General features: G+C 72.0%; 18 protein-coding genes. 10 read left to right on the forward strand and 8 right to left on the reverse strand.

What is annotated here, in order from left to right; genetic code table 11:
- Nucleotides 1–5: 5 nt before the first annotated feature.
- From ACWCQ1_RS01305 to ACWCQ1_RS01315, 3 genes are all read left to right on the forward strand, one after another.
- Nucleotides 6–3,710, forward strand: a complete 3,705-nt coding sequence (locus ACWCQ1_RS01305) for an ABC transporter ATP-binding protein (protein WP_451025574.1) — start codon at nt 6–8, stop codon at nt 3,708–3,710.
- A 327-nt stretch (nt 3,711–4,037) separates the two neighbouring features.
- Nucleotides 4,038–4,427, forward strand: coding sequence for a hypothetical protein (locus ACWCQ1_RS01310; RefSeq protein ID WP_133040797.1), 390 nt, complete (start codon nt 4,038–4,040; stop codon nt 4,425–4,427).
- A 99-nt stretch (nt 4,428–4,526) separates the two neighbouring features.
- Nucleotides 4,527–5,954: a S28 family serine protease gene (locus ACWCQ1_RS01315; RefSeq protein ID WP_358593799.1), complete on the forward strand. Its 1,428-nt coding sequence runs from the start codon at nt 4,527–4,529 to the stop codon at nt 5,952–5,954.
- A gap of 25 nt (nt 5,955–5,979) precedes the next feature.
- Here ACWCQ1_RS01315 and ACWCQ1_RS01320 read toward each other — a convergent pair whose 3' ends face one another.
- Nucleotides 5,980–6,615 (reverse strand): hypothetical protein, encoded by a 636-nt coding sequence (locus ACWCQ1_RS01320; protein ID WP_133040799.1) that lies wholly within the window; start codon nt 6,613–6,615, stop codon nt 5,980–5,982.
- Nucleotides 6,616–6,752: 137 nt separating this feature from the next.
- Complete coding sequence (locus ACWCQ1_RS01325) at nt 6,753–8,537, reverse strand: glycoside hydrolase family 3 protein (RefSeq protein ID WP_358593798.1); 1,785 nt, start codon at nt 8,535–8,537, stop codon at nt 6,753–6,755.
- Between the two features lie 521 nt (nt 8,538–9,058).
- Here ACWCQ1_RS01325 and aroA point away from each other — a divergent pair.
- The 4 genes from aroA to ACWCQ1_RS01345 all read left to right on the forward strand — a co-directional run bounded on the left by aroA (nt 9,059) and on the right by ACWCQ1_RS01345 (nt 12,661).
- On the forward strand, nt 9,059–10,303 hold the full coding sequence (aroA, locus tag ACWCQ1_RS01330) for a 3-phosphoshikimate 1-carboxyvinyltransferase (RefSeq protein ID WP_358593797.1): 1,245 nt from the start codon (nt 9,059–9,061) through the stop codon (nt 10,301–10,303).
- Complete coding sequence (locus ACWCQ1_RS01335) at nt 10,293–10,964, forward strand: HAD family hydrolase (RefSeq protein WP_358593796.1); 672 nt, start codon at nt 10,293–10,295, stop codon at nt 10,962–10,964. The genes aroA and ACWCQ1_RS01335 overlap by 11 nt, the downstream gene beginning before the upstream one ends.
- A gap of 8 nt (nt 10,965–10,972) precedes the next feature.
- The gene (locus ACWCQ1_RS01340; RefSeq protein ID WP_451025575.1) at nt 10,973–11,641 is read left to right on the forward strand and encodes a GNAT family N-acetyltransferase; all 669 of its coding nucleotides are present in this window, start codon (nt 10,973–10,975) and stop codon (nt 11,639–11,641) included.
- 438 nt (nt 11,642–12,079) lie between these two features.
- Nucleotides 12,080–12,661, forward strand: a complete 582-nt coding sequence (locus ACWCQ1_RS01345; RefSeq protein WP_358593795.1) for an RBBP9/YdeN family alpha/beta hydrolase — start codon at nt 12,080–12,082, stop codon at nt 12,659–12,661.
- On the opposite strand, the gene ACWCQ1_RS01350 is transcribed toward ACWCQ1_RS01345, so the two are convergent.
- The 6 genes from ACWCQ1_RS01350 to ACWCQ1_RS01375 form a co-directional block, all read right to left on the reverse strand.
- Nucleotides 12,642–13,883 carry an MFS transporter gene (locus ACWCQ1_RS01350; protein ID WP_451025576.1) on the reverse strand — a complete coding sequence of 414 codons (1,242 nt, stop codon included), beginning with the start codon at nt 13,881–13,883 and terminating at the stop codon, nt 12,642–12,644. The two genes, ACWCQ1_RS01345 and ACWCQ1_RS01350, sit on opposite strands and share 20 nt — an antisense overlap.
- Before the next feature lie 108 nt (nt 13,884–13,991).
- Nucleotides 13,992–14,792 carry a sugar phosphate isomerase/epimerase family protein gene (locus ACWCQ1_RS01355; protein WP_358593793.1) on the reverse strand — a complete coding sequence of 267 codons (801 nt, stop codon included), beginning with the start codon at nt 14,790–14,792 and terminating at the stop codon, nt 13,992–13,994.
- Nucleotides 14,793–15,538: 746 nt separating this feature from the next.
- The gene (locus tag ACWCQ1_RS01360) at nt 15,539–16,471 is read right to left on the reverse strand and encodes a bifunctional helix-turn-helix transcriptional regulator/GNAT family N-acetyltransferase (RefSeq protein WP_451025674.1); all 933 of its coding nucleotides are present in this window, start codon (nt 16,469–16,471) and stop codon (nt 15,539–15,541) included.
- A gap of 75 nt (nt 16,472–16,546) precedes the next feature.
- Complete coding sequence (locus ACWCQ1_RS01365; protein WP_358593792.1) at nt 16,547–17,143, reverse strand: dihydrofolate reductase family protein; 597 nt, start codon at nt 17,141–17,143, stop codon at nt 16,547–16,549.
- Between the two features lie 109 nt (nt 17,144–17,252).
- Nucleotides 17,253–18,038: a DUF4253 domain-containing protein gene (locus ACWCQ1_RS01370; RefSeq protein ID WP_451025577.1), complete on the reverse strand. Its 786-nt coding sequence runs from the start codon at nt 18,036–18,038 to the stop codon at nt 17,253–17,255.
- A gap of 206 nt (nt 18,039–18,244) precedes the next feature.
- Nucleotides 18,245–19,291, reverse strand: a complete 1,047-nt coding sequence (locus ACWCQ1_RS01375; RefSeq protein ID WP_451025578.1) for a LacI family DNA-binding transcriptional regulator — start codon at nt 19,289–19,291, stop codon at nt 18,245–18,247.
- A 291-nt stretch (nt 19,292–19,582) separates the two neighbouring features.
- Here ACWCQ1_RS01375 and ACWCQ1_RS01380 point away from each other — a divergent pair, with 291 nt between their 5' ends.
- From ACWCQ1_RS01380 to ACWCQ1_RS01390, 3 genes are read left to right on the forward strand one after another with little or no spacing between them, the layout of a single operon-like run.
- Complete coding sequence (locus tag ACWCQ1_RS01380) at nt 19,583–20,734, forward strand: Gfo/Idh/MocA family protein (protein WP_133040809.1); 1,152 nt, start codon at nt 19,583–19,585, stop codon at nt 20,732–20,734.
- Nucleotides 20,731–21,882 carry a dihydrodipicolinate synthase family protein gene (locus tag ACWCQ1_RS01385; protein ID WP_358593789.1) on the forward strand — a complete coding sequence of 384 codons (1,152 nt, stop codon included), beginning with the start codon at nt 20,731–20,733 and terminating at the stop codon, nt 21,880–21,882. Before ACWCQ1_RS01380 ends, ACWCQ1_RS01385 begins: the two co-directional genes overlap by 4 nt.
- The gene (locus ACWCQ1_RS01390) at nt 21,879–22,709 is read left to right on the forward strand and encodes a sugar phosphate isomerase/epimerase family protein (RefSeq protein WP_133040811.1); all 831 of its coding nucleotides are present in this window, start codon (nt 21,879–21,881) and stop codon (nt 22,707–22,709) included. The genes ACWCQ1_RS01385 and ACWCQ1_RS01390 overlap by 4 nt, the downstream gene beginning before the upstream one ends.
- Nucleotides 22,710–22,739: the final 30 nt, after the last annotated feature.

Consider the following 22,739-nt stretch of genomic DNA (forward strand, 5'->3'; position numbering starts at 1 on the left):
CCCGCGTGAGCGAGCAACGGGGATGGGCACGGCGACTGGCCGGATACGCGTGGCGGTATCCGAAGGACGTCGTGCTGTCCCTCGGGTCCTCCCTGGCGGGCATGGCCGTCACCGCGCTCGTCCCCCTCGTCACCAAGGTGATCATCGACGACGTGATCGGCGATCACAGCCGGGGCATGGCCCCCTGGGCCGGTGCGCTGGTCGGCGCCGCCGTCCTCGTCTACGTCTCCACCTACGTCCGCCGCTACTACGGCGGCCGTCTCGCCCTCGACGTCCAGCACGACCTGCGGACCGAGATGTTCGAGACGATCACCCGGCTCGACGGGCGACGGCAGGACGAGCTGTCCACCGGTCAGGTCGTGGGGCGCGCCACCAGCGACCTCCAGCTGATCCAGGGCCTGCTCTTCATGCTCCCCATGACCATCGGGAACGTCCTGCTCTTCGTGATCTCCCTGGTCATCATGGCCTGGCTGTCGCCGCCGCTCACCCTCGTCGCCCTCGCCGTCGCCCCGGCCCTGTGGTGGATCGCCAAGCGCAGCCGCTCCCGGCTGCACCCCGCCACCTGGTACGCGCAGGCCCAGGCCGCCGCCGTGGCCGGCGTGGTCGACGGAGCCGTCAGCGGCGTACGCGTGGTGAAGGGGTTCGGGCAGGAGGAGCAGGAGACGGGGAAGCTCCGGGAGGTCGGGCGGCGGCTGTTCGCCGGGCGGCTGCGGACCGTACGGCTGAACAGCACGTACACCCCCGCCCTCCAGGCCGTCCCCGCCCTCGGCCAGGTCGCCATGCTCGCGCTCGGCGGCTGGCTCGCCGTGCGCGGTCACATCACCCTCGGTACCTTCGTCGCCTTCTCCACCTACCTCGCCCAGCTCGTCGGCCCGGTCCGCATGCTGGCGTTCGTCCTCACCGTCGGGCAGCAGGCCCGCGCCGGCACCGAGCGCGTCCTGGAGCTGATCGACACCCGGCCGACCATGACGGAGGGCACGAAGGAGCTGCCCGCCGACGCGCCCGCGACCGTCGAGTTCGACGACGTCTCCTTCGGCTACGACCACGAGCGGCCCGTCCTGCGAGGGCTGAGCTTCGAGATCCGCCCGGGGGAGACCCTCGCGGTCGTCGGTTCCTCCGGCTCCGGAAAGTCCACGGTCTCCCTCCTCCTCCCGCGCTTCTACGACGTCACGCACGGCGCCGTCCTGATCGGCGGGCACGACGTCCGCGAGCTGACCTTCGACTCGCTGCGGGCCGCGATCGGGCTGGTCCCCGAGGACTCCTTCCTCTTCTCCGACACCGTCCGCAACAACATCGCGTACGGCCGCCCGGACGCCACGGACGAGGAGGTCGAGGCCGCCGCCCGCGCCGCCCAGGCGGACCGTTTCATCAGGGAGCTGCCCGAGGGCTACGACACCAAGGTCGGCGAGCACGGCCTCACCCTCTCCGGCGGCCAGCGCCAGCGGGTCGCCCTCGCCCGCGCGATCCTCACCGACCCCCGTCTCCTGGTCCTGGACGACGCCACCTCCGCCGTGGACGCCCGCGTCGAGCACGAGATCCACGAGGCGCTGAGGCACGTCATGCGGGGGCGTACGACCCTGCTCATCGCGCACCGCCGCTCCACCCTCAACCTCGCCGACCGCATCGCCGTCCTCGACGGCGGGCGCCTCGCCGACCTCGGCACGCACGAGGAGCTGCAGGAGCGGTCCGCGCTCTACCGCCGTCTGCTCACCGACCCCGACGAGCTCGGCGGTGTCTCGCCCGGCCACGCCCGGCCCGCCCAGCCCGCCGAGGACACCTCCGTGCGGGACGAGCTGGACGCCGAGTTCGACGCCGAGCGCGGGGTGACCCCACGGCTGTGGACCGGCGACCGGCATCCCAAGGACCACGCGCTGTCCGGGATGCCGGCCACCCCGGAACTGCTCGCTCAGGTCGAGGCGCTGCCGCCGGCGACCGACACCCCGGACATCGACGAGGCGCGGGCGGTCATGCCCGAGGACTCCTACGGACTGCGCAGGCTGCTGCGGGGCTTCGGACCGCCCCTGCTGATCAGCCTCGGACTCGTCGCCGTCGACGCCGGGATGGGCCTGCTGCTGCCGGTGCTGATCCGCCACGGCATCGACAAGGGCGTCAACGCCCTGGCCCTCGGCGCGGTCTGGTCGGCCTCGCTGCTCGGGCTGCTCGCGGTCGTCGCGCAGTGGGCCGCGCAGGTCGGGGAGACCCGGATGACCGGCCGCACCGGCGAGCGGGTCCTGTACTCGCTGCGGCTGAAGATCTTCGCCCAGCTGCAGCGGCTCGGCCTCGACTACTACGAGCGGGAGCTGACGGGCCGGATCATGACCCGGATGACGACCGACGTCGACGCGCTGTCCACGTTCCTGCAGACCGGGCTGGTCACCGCGTTCGTCTCCGTCGTCACGTTCTTCGGCATCCTGGTCGCCCTGCTGGTGATCGACGTCCAGCTCGCGCTGGTCGTCTTCGCCACCCTGCCGCCGCTGGTCGTCGCCACGTACTTCTTCCGCCGGGCGAGCGTGAAGGCGTACGAACTCGCCCGTGAACGCGTGTCGTTGGTGAACGCCGATCTCCAGGAGTCGGTCTCCGGGCTGCGGATCGTGCAGGCCTTCTCGCGCGAGCGGGACGGCGGGGCGCGGTTCACGGAGCTCAGCGACAGCTACCGCAGGGCGCGGGTGCGCGGGCAGTGGCTGATCTCGATCTACTTCCCGTTCGTGCAGTTGCTGTCGTCGGTGGCCGCGGCCGCCGTGCTGATCGCCGGTGCGGGACGGATCGACGACGCCACGCTCACGACCGGGGCGCTGGTCGCCTACCTGCTCTACATCGACCTGTTCTTCGCGCCGGTCCAGCAGCTCTCCCAGGTCTTCGACGGCTACCAGCAGGCCACCGTCTCCCTCGGGCGGATCCAGGAGCTGCTGCGCGAGCCGACCTCCACCAAGGCCGCCGACGAACCCCTCGAAGTCCTCTCCCTGCGCGGCGACATCGCCTTCGAGGACGTGCACTTCGCCTACGGCGACGACGAAGAGGCCCTGTCCGGCGTCGATTTGACGATCCCGGAGGGCCAGACGGTCGCGTTCGTCGGCGAGACCGGCGCCGGCAAGTCGACGCTGGTGAAGCTGGTGGCGCGGTTCTACGACCCCACCCGCGGCCGGGTGACGGTCGACGGCACCGACCTCCGGGCCCTGGACATCACCTCCTACCGCCACCGGCTCGGTGTCGTCCCGCAGGAGGCGTACCTCTTCCAGGGCACCGTCCGCGACGCCATCGCCTACGGCCGCCCCGAGGCGACGGACGCCGAGGTCGAGGCGGCGGCCCGGGCGGTCTGCGCGCACGAGATGATCGCCACCCTCGACGGCGGCTACCTCCACGAGGTCGCCGAGCGCGGCCGCAACCTCTCCGCCGGCCAACGCCAGTTGATCGCGCTGGCCCGCGCCGAACTCGTCGACCCCGACATCCTGCTCCTCGACGAGGCGACCGCCGCGCTCGACCTGGCCACGGAGGCCCAGGTCAACCAGGCGACCGACCGCCTGGCCGGCCGCCGCACCACCCTCGTCGTAGCCCACCGCCTGACCACAGCAGCCCGCGCGGACCGCGTGGTGGTGATGGACCACGGCCGGGTGGTGGAGGACGGTACGCACGAGGAGTTGATCCAACTCGGCGGGCGGTACACAGAGTTGTGGCGCACGTTCGTCGGGGAGGACGAGCCTTTGGCGGCCTGAGTGCCTGGCAGCGAGGTTCCGCGAGTCGTGCGAAGCCCGGGAGGCCCGCCGGGGCCGAGCGGTGCGAGGGCGACCTCGGGAGGTTCAGCCCACGGCCGCGTGGTGGAGGACGGTACGCACGAGGAGCTGATTCAACTCGGCGGGCGGTACGCGGAGTTGTGGCGGACCTTTGTCGGGGGGCCCGGCGCGGAGGAGGCGGTCGGGGTTACGCGGTGAGGGTGTGCTGTCTGTTCGCTGTCGGTTTCCTGATGGGCGTGCAACCATCCGACATACGTCCGGCGTCCGTACACCCGTACGCTCTTTGTCGGTCGTAGGGGAGGGACGACAGTGGACTCTGGTGCGATACGGCGCCGGATCGCGCTCGGCATGGCCGTGCTGACCGCGTCCGGGGCGCTCGCGCTCGCCGCGTCGGGCAACGCGCACGCCGACCCGTACTGCTCCGGGCGCAAGGTGCGGGACCTGACCTTCTCCACCGGTGTCGTGCACGTCTACAAGGCCGACGGCTACGTCTGCGCCGTGACGTTCCCGAAGCACGCCTCCACCGCCAAGCGCTCCATGTCGGTCAGCGTGCAGGCCCGCGGCAACCGTCCGGTCGTCGACAGCGGACAGTACGTCCACCACGCCGGACCGGTCACGGTGCACGCCGGACACCGCTGCGTGCGGATCAAGGGCTCGGTGGAGGGCGGATCCGTGAGCTCGGGCTGGATCCTTTGCTGAGTCACGGGAAACCCACAAGTATTTCTTGAACTCCCCTGGTGCGTCCGCCCGTTGCGACGCTAGCGTCCGGCGGACATCTGTACTCACAGGGGAGGGTGCATGCGCAAGGCGCTCAGATGGCTGCTCGCGTTCGCCGTGCTCATAGGCACGTTGAGCACGGCGGGGGCGGCCACCGCCGCCCAGCCGGCTGCCACGGGGACGAAAGCGGCGACCGACATCAAGGACCGGTTGCTCGCCATCCCGGGCATGAGCCTGATCGAGGAGAAGCCGTACCACGGATACCGCTTCTTCGTCCTGAACTACACCCAGCCGGTCGACCACCGGCATCCGTCCAAGGGCACCTTCCAGCAGCGGATCACCGTGCTGCACAAGGGAGTCGACCGCCCGACCGTCTTCTACACCGGCGGCTACAACGTCTCCACCACACCGAGCCGCCGCGAGCCGACCCAGATCGTGGACGGCAACCAGGTCTCCATGGAGTACCGCTTCTTCACTCCGTCCCGGCCGAACCCGGCCGACTGGTCCAAGCTGGACATCTGGCAGGCGGCGAGCGACCAGCACCGCATCTTCAAGGCGCTGAAGCCGGTCTACCCAAAGAGGTGGATCTCCACGGGCGGTTCGAAGGGCGGCATGACCGCCACGTACTACGAGCGCTTCTACCCGCGGGACATGGACGGCGTGGTCGCCTACGTCGCCCCGAACGACGTCGTCGACGACGAGGACTCCGCCTACGACCGCTTCTTCGCCGGCGTCGGCACCAAGGAGTGCCGCGACCGGCTGAACGCCGTGCAGCGTGAGGCGCTGGTGCGCCGGGAGCCGCTGGAGAAGAAGTACGCGGCGTACGCGGCCGAGAACGGCTTCACGTTCACCACCATCGGCAGCCTGGACCGTGCCTACGAGGCCGTCGTCCTCGACTACGTCTGGGGCTTCTGGCAGTACAGCCTGCTCTCCGACTGCGCCACGATCCCGGCGGACGCCGAGCACGCCACCGACCAGGCCATCTGGGACTCCGTCGACACCATCTCCGGGTTCTCGTTCTACACCGACCAGGGCCTGGAGCCGTACACGCCGTACTACTACCAGGCCGGCACCCAGTTGGGCGCGCCGACGATCCACTTCCCGTACATCGAGAAGAAGTACGTCCGCTACGGCTACCAGGCGCCGCGGAACTTCGTGCCGCGGTCGATCCCGATGCGGTTCCAGCCGGGGGCCATGCGGGACGTCGACGGCTGGGTGCGGCACCACGCCCACCACATGCTCTTCGTGTACGGCCAGAACGACCCGTGGGGAGCGGAGCGCTTCCGCGTCGGCAAGGGCGCGAAGGACGCGTACGTCTTCACCGCGCCGGGCCTCAACCACGGGGCGAACGTCGCCGGTCTGGTCCCGGACCAGAAGGCGCAGGCGACGCAGCGGATCCTGGACTGGGCGGGGGTGGCGGACGAGACGCCGGTCGCCGAGCCGCTGGCCCGGTTCGACCGGAAGCTGGACGTGCGGGACGTGGAGCGCGAACCCGCGCTGCGTCCCTGACTCCCGTGCTGCGCCCGACCGTCGGTCAGACGCGCCGGGCGCAGCCCACCGGTTCCTCGCCGTCGAGGTGGACGTAGAGCGCCGTCGACGGGGGGCAGGACGCCCGCCTGGCGACCGCCCTGACCAGCTTGTACTGCGGCTTCTTCGCGCCGCCGCCGTCGCACCTGGTCTCCCGGACCTGCCCGCTGCCCGAGCCGTAGACACAGTCGCCGACGATGGTGCGCGGTCCGCCCCCGCCGCCCGGATCACCGGGGTGCGGCGGCTCCAGGTTCCGCATACAGGCGTAGCCCTGCGGCACCGAACCGTCGCCGTCCTCGTCGGACGACGGGCTCTGCGCGCTGATGTGCAGCACGAAGTCCGTGGTCGCCGGGCACAGCGGACCGTCGGCCACCGTGCCGTCGTAGCGCGCGACCACCCGCGCCGCCGCCCGCTCACTGGTGCACGGCACCTCGGTGAAGCTCGTCGTACCGAACGAACTGCACTCGTCGACCCCGAGGAACACCGCCCCGTAGCCGGAGGGCCGCGTCGAGGCCGCCGCCGGTGTGACAGTGGGCCCGGCGTCCTCACCGGACGCGGACGACAGCGCCTGGCAGCCGGTCAGCACCGCGGCGACCAGCACCAGCAGAGCACAGACCACCCCCACCGAACATCTCTCACGCATCGCGTCCCCCCGGGCGCCTCCCCGCGCACCCCTGTCCAGCGTGACCCGCCGAAGCTGGTCACGCCAGACGCGCGGGAGGCATTGGGTCAGTTGGGGGGTGTACGCCGGTTGTGCGGCGTATGCGCTCTACGCCCCTCTTAGTACGTCAGTCCGTAACCGATGGGGTACAGCACCTGCGCCGGATCGTCCGCGCGCTGCACCGGCACCGGCAGCCTCCCGCGCGGCGCCACCTTCCCGGCGATCACCCGTGCGGCAGCCCGCAGTTCGACGTCCGTCCAGGAGTAGGCGGCCAAGTAGGCCGGTACGGAGGGGAGTTGTGCCACGTCGTAGGGGTTGCGGACGGCGATCGCCACCACCGGCCTGCCCGTCGCCACCAACTGCTCGGCGAGGGTCTTCTGGGAGCTGCCCGCGGTGACGTTGTACGTCGCCACGACCACCGCGTCCGCGTCCCGTGCCGCGGCCACCGCCGAGGCGATGGCGGCGGAGGACGGCGCCGTGCCGGTGGACAGGGCCGTGGCCGTGAAGCCGAGTCCGGTCAGGGCCCTCGCGAGGACACCCGTCGGCGGGCCCGTCGTACCGGACGGCGAGGCCGGATCGGCCCCCACGACCAGGAGTTTCGCGTGTGCACGGGGGGACAGCGGCAGCAGTGACCCCTCGTTGACCAGCAGCGTCGTCGTGCGCTCGGCGATGCGGTCGGCCGCCGCGAGATGTGCCTTCGTGCCGACCACCCGGTCCACACCGGCCCGGCTGGCATACGGCCGCTCGAACAGCCCGAGCCGCGCCTTCAGCCGCAGGATGCGCAGGATCGACTCGTCCAGCCGCGCCTCGGTGAGCTCCCCGTCCCGCACCGCCTTCAGGACGGCGTTCCAGGCGCCGGACAGGTCCGGCGGGTTGAGCAGCTGGTCGACACCGGCCTTCAGGGCGAGCACCGGGACCCGGTCGTCGCCGTACTTCGTCCGCACGCCCTCCATGCCCAGGGAGTCGGTCACCACGACCCCGTCGTAGCCGAGTTCGCCGCGCAGGATGCCGGTGAGGATCGGGTGGGAGAGGGTGGCCGGGTCACCGGAGTCGTCCAGGGCCGGGAACTGGATGTGCGCGGTCATGACGCAGTCGACGCCCGCCCTGATCGCCGCCCGGAAGGGGACGGCGTCCAGGTTCTCCCACAGCTCACGGCTGTGGGTGATCACCGGGAAGCCGTAGTGGCTGTCGACGGCCGTGTCGCCGTGCCCGGGGAAGTGCTTGGCGGTCGCCGCGACCGACGACCGCTGGTACCCGGCGACCTCGGCGGCGACCAGGCCGGCCACCGCCTGCGGATCGGCGCCGAAGGAGCGGACGCCGATGACCGGGTTGGCCGGGTTGATGTTCACGTCGGCGTCGGGGGAGTAGTCCTGGTTGATGCCGATCGCGCGCAGTTCCGCGCCGGAGACGCGGCCCAGCGTGTGGGCGTCCGCGCGGGAGCCGCCCGCTCCGACGGCCATCGCGCCCGGGAAGAGGGTGGCGGGGCTGCCCACGCGGCAGACGATGCCGTGCTCCTGGTCGGTGGTGACGAGCACCGGCAGGCCGCGGGGGACGCTGAGGGACGCCTTCTGGATGCCGTTGGACAGGTCGGCGATCTGGTGCGGGTCGCGGGTGTTGTCGGCCCAGGTGAAGTAGATGATGCCGCCGACGCGGTACTTGGAGATCAGCTCGGCGGCCGTACGGACGCCGATCTCCTTGAGGTTGGCGTCGATGGCGGCCTGGTCGGGGGCGGTGGCGGAGTGGCCGTAGACCCGCATCACGAAGAGCTGGCCGACCTTTTCCGGCAGGGTCATACGGGAGATGAGGGAGCGGAGCTTCTTGTCGTCGGCGTGAGCGGTGCCGCCGACCGCGAGGGATGCGGTGACACCCATGGTCGCGGCGAGGACGGTACGTCTGGAGGGCACGTGCGCTCCTTCCGGAGATGATCCACTGAAGGAAACTTCCGTCCGGGAAGCAATATCCGGGAAGTTTCTGCCAGTCAAGGGAGCGCGCACGCCACCCGGAAACCGGGTGCCGAAAGGGTTCTCCGCGAAGGGGCCGCCATCGGCGCTGTTGGAGGGGGGCGCGCCGATGGCGGCTGTGCTGCCGGCCGCAGTACGGCGGAGAGGGTGGGTCAGCGATCGCAGCCAGCAGCGAGGGCCGACACCGCACAGCGGAGACTCATCCGGCAACTTGCGGGTTGGACGAACCGTATTCGGGCCGGGTTCCCCCCTTCCCGGCGATTCCCGGAAGTCGGTGCCGGTGGGGCCCGCGGGACGGGTGAGCCGTCTCCCCGGGCGGCCTCTCCTGCCAAAGACGTACGGCCCCTGCGACCGCCGGACGACAGGCCGCTCGCCCCATGCCGTCGGTGACCGGCGGGCGACGGGAAGGGGTCCATCCCGTGGACGTGCGGGCGCCGCGGCCCCCGCGCGGTCGATCATGAATCATGCCCGTAGTCACCATCCCCGGTTCCAAGTCCATCACCGCCCGCGCCCTGTTCCTGGCGGCAGCGGCCGACGGTGTCACCACCCTCGTGCGCCCGCTCCGCTCGGACGACACCGAGGGCTTCGCCGAGGGCCTGGTACGGCTCGGCCACCGCGTAGGCCGCGCACCCGACGCCTGGCAGGTGGACGGCCGCCCGCAGGGCCCGGCGGTGAGCGAGGCGGACGTCTACTGCCGGGACGGCGCGACCACCGCCCGCTTCCTGCCGACGCTGGCCGCGGCGGGCCGGGGCACCTACCGCTTCGACGCCTCGCCCCAGATGCGCCGCCGCCCCCTGCTCCCGCTCACCCGCGCCCTGCGCGACCTCGGCGTGGACCTGCGACACGAGGAGGCGGAGGGCCATCACCCGCTGACCGTACGGGCGGCCGGGGTCGAGGGCGGGGAGGTCACCCTGGACGCCGGCCAGTCCTCGCAGTACCTGACCGCGCTCCTCCTGCTCGGCCCGCTGACCCGCAAGGGCCTGCGCATCCACGTCACCGACCTGGTGTCCGCGCCGTACGTGGACATCACGATCGCGATGATGCGGGCGTTCGGGGCCGAAGTGGGCCGGGAGGGGAACGTCTTCGTCGTCCCGCCGGGCGGCTACCGCGCCACCACCTACGCGATCGAGCCCGACGCCTCCACCGCGAGCTACTTCTTCGCGGCGGCCGCGGTGACTCCGGGCGCGGAGGTGACCGTGCCGGGGCTGGGGAGGGGCGCGCTCCAGGGCGACCTGGGGTTCGTCGAGGTCCTGCGGCGGATGGGCGCGCAGGTGTCCGTGGGAGCGGACGCCACGACCGTCCGGGGCACGAGCGAACTCCGCGGCCTGACGGTCGCCATGCGGGACATCTCCGACACCATGCCGACCCTGGCCGCCATCGCCCCCTTCGCCTCCGGCCCGGTCCGCATCGAGGACGTGGCGAACACCCGGGTGAAGGAGTGCGACCGGCTGGAGGCGTGCGCGGAGAACCTGCGGCGGCTCGGGGTCGGCATCGACACGGGCCCGGACTGGATCGAGATCCGTCCCGGCACACCCACGGGCGCGGAGATCAGGACGTACGGCGACCACCGCATCGTGATGTCCTTCGCGGTGACCGGCCTGCGCACGCCGGGTATTTCGTTCGACGACCCGGCCTGCGTACGGAAGACTTTCCCCGGTTTCCATGAGGCGTTCGCGGAGTTGAGGAGCGTGCTGGGGGATGACCGGTGAACTGCGCGCCGTGCTCTTCGACTCGGGCGGGGTGCTGATCCAGCCCGTCGGGGGTCGCTGGAACCCCCGGGTGGACTTCGAGGAGACCGTCCTGCGTCACGACCCCACGGTCACACCGGAGCGGTTCGCGGCGGCGATCGCGGCGGGCGAGGACTTCTTCGCCGCGTCGGCGTCGACGCCGGACTACGACGACTACCACCGGGTCCTGCTGCGCCACCTCGGTCTGGAGCCGACACCGGGTCTGCTGGCCGACCTCAGCCGGGAGATCCCCGTCACGTCGGTGGTGGAGCTGTGCCCGGGGGTGGCGGAGACACTGGACGAGCTGCGGCGCCGGGGTGTGCGGATGGCGGTGGTCTCGGACGCCTGGGCCGGACTGCCGGACATGCACGCCGCGTTGGGCATCGGCGACCACTTCGAGGCGTACGCGATCTCGGCGCTCCTCGGCTGCCGCAAACCCGACCCGCGCATGTACCGGCACGCGAGCGACGCGCTGGGGCTGCGGCCCCAGGAGTGCCTGTTCGTGGACGACGACCCGGAGTTGGTCGCCGCGGCCGTCGAACTCGGATACACGGGCCGGGTGATGAGTCCCGGCGAAGCCGCACCGCCACCGGGGGCGCCGCCGTCCGTCACGAGGCTGACCGAGATCCTCGACCTGTTCTGACCGTGCTGATGGTGCTGACCGTTCTGAAGGGACGTCACCGCGTGGGCTACCTGCTGCAAGGGCCGCTGCTGGAGGGCGCGTTGGTGCGTCTGGAGCCGTTGGAGCACCGGCACGCGGCCGATCTGGCGGCGGCCGCGGAGGAGGACCGCGGCACCTACGACTACACCTGGGTGCCCAGGGCCCACGAGGTGGAGGGCTACATCGACGCGCAACTGGCGCGGGCGGCCACGGGACGGCTTGCGCCGTACGCGCAGGTCTCCCTGGCCTCGGGGCGTGCGGTGGGCGCCACGTCGTACTGGGAGCCGCGCTGCTGGCGGTCGGAGGACCGGCTCGACGCCGTGGAGGTCGGCTTCACCTGGCTCGGCGCCGGCGCGCAGGGCACCGGCGTCAACGCCGAGGCCAAACTCCTGCTGTTCCGGCACGCCTTCGAAGAGTGGGGCGTGTCCAGGGTCGACCTCAAGACCGACGCCCGCAACGAGCGCTCCCGCGCCGCGATCCAGAGCGTCGGGGCACGTTTCGAGGGTGTCCTGCGCAACTGGTCGCGCTCCTGGGCCCCGGGCGAGGAGGGCCGACTGCGCGACTCCGCGATCTTCTCGATCACCGCCCCGGAGTGGCCGGAACGCCGCACCCGCCTGGAACAACGGCTCGCCAGCTTCACGACCCGGCCCACCGGGTAGACCGGACCTGTGTCTTGGCCGGTCCGGGCCGGCGGCCCGCCTCTTTGCCGAGTGGGACCGCCCGGTTCGCTTTGTGGCCGATCCGGACCGGCCAGCCCGCTTCTTGGCCGATCCGGTCCGGCGAGCCCGCTTCTTGGCCGACCCGGGCCGCTGGCCCGTCTCTTGGCCGACGCGGCCCGCTGGGCTGGTCTCTTGGCGGATCTGGACCGCTGGGCTCGTTTCTCGGCGACCCGGGCCGTCGGCCCGCCTCCTGGCCGACCCGGGCCGCCGGGCTCGCCTCTTGGCCGACCTGGACCGCCGGGCTCGTTTCTTGGCCGACCCGGCCCGCCCGGCCCACCGCCTAGCCGACCCGGACTGACCCGCCCGGCCCCGCCGCCTTCTGGGTCGCCCCGGAGCCGGCCTGGACCCCTGCACCGGTTCTCGGTCAGCATGATCTGCATGACCTCGCACTTTCTGATCCTCCACGGCTGGCAGAACCACCGGCCGCCCGCCCACTGGCAGCACTGGCTCGCCGATCGGCTCGACGGGCTCGGGCACCGCGTCACCTACCCCCAGCTCCCGGATCCCGACGACCCGAGCCTGGAGGTGTGGCTGTCGGAGCTGGGCAGGTATGTGGAGGGGATGGACGGCGAGGAGAGGGTCGTGCTCGCCCACAGTGCCTCCGCCGTGCTGTGGCTGCACGCCGTCGCGCGCGGGATCGTGACGGACGGTGCCGTCGACCGGGTGCTGCTGGTGGCACCGCCGTCCGCGTCCGTCCTCTCCCGGTATCCCGAGGTTGCCGAATTCACCCCGCCCGCCCTGGACTTCGCCCTTCCGACGTCCACCCGTCTGGTCGCCGGGGACGACGATCCGTACTGTCCCGAAGGGGCGCGGGAGCTCTACGGCGACCCTCTCGGCATCCCGACGGACCTCCTTCCGGGCGCCGCCCACCTGGACCTGGACGCGGGCTACGGCTCCTGGCCGGCCGTACTGGAGTGGTGCCTGGACCCGACGGCGAAGATCACCGTCCGTCCGGTGTGACCGCACCGCCGTCCCGCAGCTCGGGCGTTCTCACGGCCACCGCCAGCACGGCCAGCAGGCACATCAGTCCGCCGGTGAGCAGGGCGGTCGTGGCCGAGGTGCGGGCGGCCACGAGACCGGCGCGGAGGTTGCCGATCTGGGGCCCCGCCTGACCGACGATCGTCTCGGCCGCCGTGACCCGGCCCAGCAGCGCGTCCGGCGTGCGGGTCTGCACGATCGTGGCCCGGGAGAGCACGGCCACCGCGTCCGCCGCCCCCGCCAGTACCAGCGTCCCGAGGCCCGCCCAGCCGCTGGTGGTCAGGCCGAACAGCGCGAGGGCCGCGCCCCAGGTGCCGGAGGCGCACAGCATCACCGGACCGGGACGGGCCAGCCGGGTCACCGGGCCGGACAGGGCGGTCGCGACGACCCCGCCCACCGCCAGCGCGGACAGGAACAGACCGAGGGTGCGCGGGTCGCCGCCGAAACGTTCCGAGTCGACCAGCGGGAACAGGCTCACCGGCATGGACAGGACGGTCGCCGCGAGATCCGTCAGCAGCGCGCCGCGCACCACCCGGTGGCCGGTGAGGAAACGCAGCCCGTCGAGGACGCCGTGCAGTCCGGGCCGGGACTTCCCGCCCTCGGGCGGCAGCGCGGGGAGGCCGTAGGCGCCGTAGAAGGCCATGCCGAAGCTGAGCGCGTCGAGCAGATAGCAGACGCCCACACCCCACCAGCCGAGGACGACGCCCGCCACGGCCGGCCCGAGCAGCATCATCGACTGGCCGGTGACCTGCTGGAGGGCGAGCCCGGCGCCCACCTGGTCCCTGGGCAGCAGCCGCGGCAGGAACACGCCCGACGCGGGGGCGCCGACCGCCGTGAACGACGTCTGCACCGCCACCAGCGCGAGCACCACGGCCGCCGGGACGTGCCCGGTGAAGCCCTGCACGGCCAGCATGACGGCGCAGACCGCCGAGCCGACCGTGCTCAGCAGGAACACCCGGCGCCGGTCGGCCCGGTCCACCCACGCCCCCGCCAACAGCCCGACCGTGACCAGCGGCACCGCCTGCGCCAGCCCCACCGCGCCGGTCCACACCGAGCTGTGCGTCATGTCCCACACCTGGTACATGACGGTCACGACGGTCATGAACCCGCCCAGCGAGGACACCGTGCGCCCGATCAGCAGCCGCCGGAAGACGGGGGAGGTCCGCAGCGGCCGGACGTCGACGAACGTACGGCCGATGCTCATGAGGGCATGACGGGGTCGCGCGGGGCGGGCTGGGGCACGGCGGGGACCCTAGCCAGCGGCTCCCGGCCGCGGCCAGCGAATTACGCCGGCGTCACGCGCGCCGCCCGCTCACGCCGAGTCGTTGAGCAGCCGGGCCAGGTGCAAGCGGCCGGCGCCCAGCAGGTCCTCGAGCGGCGCGGCCTCCTCGTACCACCGCTTCTCGTACTCCCAGCACAGCCAGCCGTCCCAGCCGTGCCGGGACAGGACGTCCACGCACTCGGTGAGCGGCAGGACGCCCGCGCCGAGTCCGAGAGGGGTCTTGTCCTCGGCGGAGGCGATGTCCTTGACCTGGACGTAGCCGAGGTGGGGCGAGAGGGCGGCGTACGTCTCCGAGGGCTGCTCACCGCCGAGCCAGGTGTGCATGACGTCCCAGAGAGCGCCGACGTACCGGTGGCCGACCAGACCGAGGACGCGGATCGCGTCGGCGCCGGTGCGGTGCGAGTCGTGCGTCTCCAGCAGGATGCGGACGCCGAGGTCGGCGGCGTGCTCCGCGGCCGTACCGAGCCGCCGGGCGGCGATGGCGTCGGCGCGCTCGGGGGTCTGCTCGTGGCCTCCGCCCGGGAAGACGCGCACGTAGGGGGCGCCGACGTCGTGGGCGAGGTCGAGGAGGCGGCGGACCTCCTCGATCACAGGTCCGTCGTCGCCGGGCGCGGCGACCCGTGTGTAGCCCGCGAGCCCCAGGATCTCGATGCCGCCCGCCTTGAACTCGGCGGCCACCTCGGCCCGTTCGTCCGGACCGATGCCGGGATGGACCGGCTCCTCCGGATGGGCGCGCAGTTCGACGCCGTGGTAGCCGTGGGTGGCCGCGAGCCGGACCACGTCCGGGATGGGCAGGCCGGGGACGCCGAGGGTGGAGAACGCCAGTCGCATGGTCCCTACTGTCACTCGTGTGTGCGCTACAGGTCCAGGCACCGTGCCCGACCCCTGACGCCCACCTACCCACAGCCCCGCACCTCTCACCCAAACCCACCCCACCCGCCCGACTCCACCCCGCGCAGACCAGCCGCCTCTCCTACCGCTTGAGACCCGGCCCACTCCGGAGGCCCGCCAGCTTCCCCGCCCCCTTCACTCCTGCGGACCCTCCAGATTCAGCCGCCGCCCTGGCTCCTGAGGAGCCACCACTCCGGAGGCCCGCCAGCTTCCCCACCCACAAGCCGCAGCCACCAGCTCCGGCCTGCGGAATCCCCACTCCCAGGCGCCTGCTTCCCGGCCCTCACCCCCAACCGACACCCGCGCAGATATGGCCGCTCCTTGGCCCATGGGCCCGGCGCCTCCCCAGACCGTGCCACCTTCCCGCCCGCACTACTGCCGCGCCGCGCAGATACGGCCGTCAGGCCCAGCCGCTGATGACCCGCACTCTCGTCGGGCCCGCCGCGTGACTCCTGCGGCTCCGTGCTTTTCCAGCCCTGAGCCCCAGCCGCTGATGCCCCGCGCACTCCGCGCCCGCCCGCTTCCCCGGCCGCGCCACTCCCGCGCGCTCTCCGCTTCAGCCGCCGGTCTGGCCCTCGAGGTACCGCCCGCTCTCCAGGTGCCGTCGCTTCCCCACCCACAAGCCGCAGTCCCAGCCCCGACCTGCGGAATCCACTCACTCCCAGGCGCCCGCCTCCGCGCCCCCGTCACTCCTGCGTGCCGTGCAGGTCCAGGCGCCAGTCCTGGCCGTTGAGGTCCTTGCCGAAGGAGCGGTGGGGTTTCTCGGCGGACAGGACGAAGCCGTGGCGCTGGTAGATGCGGCGGGCGGCGACGAGGACGTCGTTGGTCCACAGGACGAGCTCCCGGTAGCCCACGCCCCGCGCGAAGTCGATGACGGCCCCCACCAGCCGGTCACCGATCCCGAGCCCCCGCGCCTCCGGCTCCACGAGCAGCAGCCGCAGCCGGGCCGTGCCGGGCGCGTCGTCCCGTACACACATCACGCACCCCACCGGCCGCCCGTCCAGCTCGGCGATCCACACCCGCTCCAGATGCGGGTCGTGGTCCTCGGCGAAGTCCGCGACGATCCGCGCGACCAGCCCCTCGTAGTCGGTGTTCCAGCCGAACTCGGCCGCGTACAGCGCCGCGTTGCGCGACACGATCCACCCCAGGTCACCGGGCCCCGGCTCGCGCAGGACGACGTCCTCGCGGCGCGGCGGGCGCCCCTCGGAGAGGATCTCGCGGACGGCTCGCATCGCCTCCGCGAGCCGCGTCCGTTCGGCCGACGGCACGGTGGACAGCAGCGCGCCCACGGACTCGTTGGCCCGCTCGGCGAGCAGGTCGGCGGTCTCCCGGCCACGGGCGGTGAGGGTGATGCGCCGCCGCCGGGGGTCGGTGTCGGAGGGCGCGCGCTCGATCAGCCCGGCCTCCTCGAACTTGTTCAGGATCCGGCTCAGATACCCCGCGTCCAACGACAGCTCGGCCCGCAGATCGGCCACGTCGGTACGCGGTGCGTGCGCGAGCTCGTACAGGACGCGGGACTCGGTGAGGGTGTACGGGGCGTACAACTGGCGGCTGTAGTCCAGGGCGCCGATGACGTTCGTGTAGAAGCGGTTGAAGGTGCGGATGTCCTGGACGGTCATGCTCATCGACCCCCGGATGGTTGACTCAGTCAGAGATACCGACGAGCCGAGCCTAGGACACCCGCTGCCCGAGGGCTAGCCCCTTTCGGCGGCGCGGTACACGCTCACCTGCGCGCCGGTCTTGGCGGCGGTCGTGGAGACCAGCTCCAGCGGCCGCTTGACACCGTCCTCGGGGAAGATGGACTTGCCGCCGCCGAGGAGCACCGGCATCTGGACGAGCTGCAGCTCGTCGATGAGCCCCGCCCCGAGCAGGGCCCGTACGAGCGTGGGGCTGCCCATCATCGCCAGGTCCCCGCCGGGAGCGGCCCGCAGCTCCCGGATCCGCGCGACGGCCTCACTCCCCGGGATCCTCTCGGTGTTGTTCCAGGTGAGCTCCGCGTCGCCGAGGGTGTCCGTCACCACGTACTTCTTCATAGCGTTGAGCCGGTCCGCGAAGGGGTCGCCTGCCCGCTCGGGCCAGGCCCCGGCCATCGTCAGATACGTGCGCCGCCCGTACAGCAGCGCCTCCGCCCGTTCCAGCCCGGACGCGAAGGCCCCGCCGACGACCTCCGGATCGAAGTACGGATGCGACCACCCGCCGTGCGCGAATGCGCCGTCGGTGTCCTCCTCGGGGCCGCCGGGTGCCTGTACGACCCCGTCGAGACTGATGAACTCGCTGACCACGATGCGCATGTGACGCGCTCCCTCTGTCCGTGTGCGGTGTGCGGTGCCTCGATGTGCGTTACGGCCATCAGACCGAGAGCCGGGCGGAAAGTCATCGGTCGGACGGTGGTGTGTCGGCTCAGTCCCACCAGAACCGCCACTCGGTCTGGCCGACCAGGCCGGCGGCGTACTCGGGGAAGGGCGTGGGCGGGTCGTCGACGATGTTGTCGGCGGTGGACAGGACGTGCTCCAGCGCGAGTCGCTCGGCGTGCGGGAGGTCAAGGGGCGGGCGGGCGACCGAGACGTACAGGTCGCTGCCGACGGTGGCCACGACCCGGGCTCCGAACCGGTCCTCCCAACTGCGCAGCAGCGCGCACAGCAGGGGCAGCGGAGCCTCGGCGTCCCAGCCCGTCACGGCCGGTATGTCGGCGCTGCGGCGGGCGGGGACGAGGACGAGGACGCACGCGTAGGCGTAGGGATCGGTGCCCAGGACGTCCTCGACGGTACGTGCGGCGGCCTGCGCCGGCTCGGCATCGCCGGGCACGGGCGCCGCGAGCCCCGGCCAGCTCTCGAAGGGCGGTCCGGGATCATGCGGCCAGGGCGCGACGCCCTCCGGCAGATCGTCATCGTCGTCGTCCTGAGGGGGCGCCGACCACGAGGGCAGCCGACGTCGCCGGTACTCCGCGAAGTCGGCGGCCAGGACGGGTTCCAGACGTACCGCGTCCACCTCGGCCAAGTCCAGCGGAGAGTCCAGCGCGTCGCGGTGGCAGAGGTACGGATACAGCCCGCTGACCTCGGCACGCTCCATCAACCGCGGCCACAACTCGACGATGTCCCCGGGCAGTTCCTCGGACACCCACACTTCGACAGCACCCAGCCGCACGAACCGCCCGCGCGGCAGCCCCTCGGGCAACGAAAAGACCATGCCGGGACGATAAACACCACCACTGACAACGCCCCCCAACCCGAAAGACGCCGACAGGCTTTGGGGCCGAGCCCCGCGCACCTGCAAGGCCCTGCCAGTCTTGGGCGTTCAAGCCCGGGCCCCCGGAAGAGGCCGGCCGTCCTTGCGCTCTCAGCCCCTGATCGCCTGGAAGGACCGTCGCCGCTTTACGGCCTGGGGCCTGAACCTCACCCCCGAGGCCCCCCGGAAGACCCCCGCACCATCAGCTCCCCCCGAACCGTCGCGATCCCCCCGGGCGGTGGCTCCTCGCGGCCCATTGCGATCCGCCCCGCCCGCGCGCCCGCCTCGGCGAGCGGCAGCCGTACCGTCGTCAGCGAAGGCACCGCGTCCACGCTGAACGGCAGGTCGTCGAAGCCGGCGACCGAGACGTCCTCCGGGATCCGCAGCCCCGACTCCCGCAGCGCCGCGCACGCCCCCAGCGCGACGGAGTCATTCGCGGCGACCACCGCCGTCAGGGAGGGATCGCGCCGCAGCAGCTCCAGCGTCGCCTCGTAGCCGGCCTGCCGGTCGTAGCGCCCCCACACCGTCCAGCGCGGGTCCTCCTCGATCCCGGCGGCGGCCAGCGCGGCCCGGTGGCCCTCCAGCCGGTGCCGGGTCGTCGTCCGCTCCTCCGGCCCCGCGATGTACCCGAGCCGCCGGTGTCCGAGCCCGATCAGATGGTCGGTCAGCCGCTGCCCGCCCCCGCGGTTGTCGAAGGTCAGCGCGATCGCCCCGGTGTCCGGCGCCGGCGGCCGCCCGCACAGCACGACCCGCGTCCCGGCGGCCGTCAGTTTCGTCAGCTTCGCAGCGACCGCCGCCGCATGCGGCTGGTTCTCCACGGCCCCGCCGGTCAGCACCACGGCGGCCGCCCGCTGCCGCTGCAGCAGCGTCAGATACGTGAGCTCGCGCTCCGGCGAACCCCCCGTGTTGCAGACCACGGCCAGCCGCTCACCGCCCGCCCGGCCTCCGGGCCCGCCGATCTCCGACTGGATCGCACTCGCCATGATCCCGAAGAAGGGGTCCGCGATGTCGTTGACCAGGATGCCGACGAGGTCGGAGGTGGCCGCCGCGAGCGCGCTCGCCGGTCCGTTGAGTACGTAGTCCAGCTCGTCGACCGCCTTCAGCACCCGCTCGCGGGTGGATGCCGCCACGGGATAGTTCCCGTTCAGCACGCGCGACACCGTCGCGGGCGAGACCTGCGCGCGCGCCGCCACGTCCGCCAGGGTCACCGTCATCTCGTCGTCCTCCGGTCGCGCATCTTCGTACGTCCACATACGTGCTCGTCGACAGGCCACGTACGTGCTCGTAGACAGGCCGCGGGCGGCCATGGTTCCGAATGTTTTCGAGCAGACCTTACGGGTCAAGCTCCGAGTTGTTCGCCCCCTCGAACAACTCGACTGAGTCACGGTCTTGTCCAGACCACGATCAGAGGCTAGCTTCTTACCGTATAGAAAGCGCTTGCTGTGACGCTCACCAGTAGGAGACAGGGCGTACGCGGCGCACACCCCGCGTACGAAGGGAATGACGTGACACGCAAGACGGTGCGCATCGCCATGAACGGCGTGACCGGACGCATGGGCTACCGCCAGCACCTGGTCCGCTCCATCCTGGCCATCCGGGAGCAGGGCGGCCTCGACCTCGGCGACGGCACCGTGCTGTGGCCGGAACCGATCCTGGTCGGCCGCCGTGAGCACGCGCTGCGCGCGCTCGCCGAACAGCACGGACTGGAGCACGTCTCCACGGACGTCGACGAGGTCCTCGCCGACCCGACGGTCGACATCTACTTCGACGCCCAGGTGACCTCCGCTCGCGAGGAGGCGATCAGGAAGGCGATCGCCGCGGGCAAGCACATCTACACCGAGAAGCCGACCGCGACCGGGCTGGAGGGCGCCCTGGAGCTGGCCCGGCTGGCCAAGGACGCCGGCATCAAGCACGGCGTGGTCCAGGACAAGCTCTTCCTCCCCGGCCTGCTCAAGCTCAAGCGCCTGATCGACGGCGGCTTCTTCGGCCGGATCCTGTCCGTGCGCGGCGAGTTCGGCTACTGGGTCTTCGAGGGCGACTGGCAGTCCGCCCAGCGCCCCTCCTGGAACTACCGCGCGGAGGACGGCGGCGGCATCGTCGTCGACATGTTCCCGCACTGGGAGTACGTGCTGCACGAGCTGTTCGGCCGCGTGAAGTCCGTCCAGGCCGTCGCCACCACCCACATCCCCCAGCGCTGGGACGAGAACGGCAAGCCCTACGACGCGACGGCCGACGACGCCGCGTACGGGATCTTCGAGCTCGAGGGCGGCGCGATCGCCCAGATCAACTCCTCCTGGGCCGTCCGCGTCAACCGCGACGAACTGGTCGAGTTCCAGGTCGACGGCACGGAGGGCTCCGCGGTCGCCGGTCTGCGCAACTGCCGTGTCCAGCACCGCAGTCTGACCCCCAAGCCGGTCTGGAACCCCGACATCCCGGCCACCTACTCCTTCCGCGACCAGTGGCAGGAAGTGCCCGACAACGACGACTTCGACAACGGCTTCAAGGCCCAGTGGGAGCTGTTCCTCAAGCACGTCTACGCCGACGCCGACTACCACTGGGACCTCCTCGCCGGCGCCCGCGGCGTCCAGCTCGCCGAGCTGGGCCTGAGGTCCTCGGCCGAGGGCGCCCGTCTCGACGTACCGGAGATCTCGCTGTGACCATCCATCTCCCCGACTCCGAGGGGCGGTTGAGGGCCTACGACCCGCGCCCCGAACCCCTCGCCCTCACCCCGGGCGCCCCCTTCACCTCGCGTACGGTCTTCTCCGCCGCGCACGTCGTGGCCGACCCCTTCGCCGACGTCAGCCCCGACTCCCCGGCCGCCGTCGACTGGGACGCCACCCTCGCCTTCCGCCGGCACCTGTGGTCGCACGGGCTCGGGGTCGCGGAGGCGATGGACACCGCCCAGCGGGGGATGGGCCTGGACTGGGCGGGCGCGGCCGAGCTGATCCGCCGCAGCGCCGCCGAGGCCAAGGCGGTCGGCGGCCGTATCGCCTGCGGCGTCGGCACCGACCAGATCACCGCCGGGTCTCTCGTGGAGGTCCGGGCGGCCTACGAGGAGCAGCTGGCCCTCGTGGAGGAGTCCGGCGCGCAGGCGATCCTGATGGCCTCCCGCGCCCTGGCCGCCGCCGCGTCCGGCCCCGAGGACTACCTGGAGGTCTACGGCCATCTGCTGCGCCAGGCCACCGAGCCGGTGGTGCTGCACTGGCTGGGCCCGATGTTCGACCCGGCGCTGGAGGGCTACTGGGGCTCGTCCGACCTGGACGCGGCGACCAACACCTTCCTGGAGGTCATCGCCGCGCACCCCGACAAGGTGGACGGCATCAAGGTGTCACTGCTGGAGGCCCGGCGGGAGATCGACATCCGCCGCCGGCTCCCGCAGGGCGTGCGCTGCTACACCGGCGACGACTTCAACTACCCCGAGCTGATCGCCGGCGACGAGCAGGGCTTCAGCCACGCGCTGCTCGGCATCTTCGACCCGCTGGGCCCGCTGGCCGCCGAGGCGGTACGGGTGCTGGACACCGGAAATGTTGTCGGTTTCCGTGAACTCCTCGATCCCACGGTCGAGTTGTCCCGCCATCTGTTCCAGGCGCCGACCCGTTTCTACAAGACGGGCGTGGTCTTCCTGGCCTGGCTGGCGGGCCACCAGTCCCACTTCAGCATGGTCGGCGGCCTCCAGTCGGCCCGTTCCCTCCCGCACTTCGCCCGCGCCTACGAACTCGCCGACGGACTGGGCCTGTTCCCGGACCCGAAGCTGGCGGAGGAGCGGATGAGGAACCTGCTGTCGCTCTACGGGGTGGACCGGTGACCGACCTGACGCGTTTCTCCATCAACCAGATGACGGTCAAGCAGCTGTCGATGCCGGAACTGGTCGACGCCTGCCTGGAATTGGGCGTCCCGGGCGTGGGCCTGTGGCGGGAACCCGTCCAGTCGTACGGCGTGGAGGCGACGGCCAAGCTGGTCCGCGACGCCGGTCTGACCGTCACCACGCTGTGCCGCGGTGGCTTCTTCACCGCGATCGACCCGGCCGAACGGGCCGCCGCCCTGGCCGACAACCGGCGGGCGATCGACGAGGCGGCCACGCTCGGCACCGAGGTGCTGGTCCTGGTCTCCGGCGGTCTGCCGGCCGGCTCCAAGGACCTGCGCGGCGCGCGGGAGCGGATCGCCGACGCGCTGGGGGAGCTGGGCCCCTACGCCGAGCGGCACGGGGTCCGGCTGGCCATCGAGCCGCTGCACCCGATGTACGCCTCCGACCGCTGCGTGGTCTCCACCCTCACCCAGGCACTCGACATCGCGGAGCGCTTCCCGGCGCACCAGGTGGGCGTGACGGTGGACACGTACCACATCTGGTGGGACGACAACGCGCCCGCGCAGATCGCCCGGGCCGGCGCGGGCGGCCGTATCCACACCTTCCAGCTCGCCGACTGGACCACCCCGCTCCCGGCCGGCGTCCTCAACGGCCGCGGCCAGATCGGGGACGGCTCGATCGACATGCGGGAGTGGCAGGGATATGTGGAGGCGGCCGGGTACACCGGTCCCATCGAGGTCGAACTCTTCAACGACGGCCTGTGGGCCCGCGACGGCCGTGAGGTGCTCGCCGAGACCGCCCGGCGCTTCGTGGAGCACACCGGCTGACCCCCGGCGCACACCTCCGCCCCGCACCGA

It is taken from the genome of Streptomyces sp. NPDC002144 (assembly GCF_053593695.1).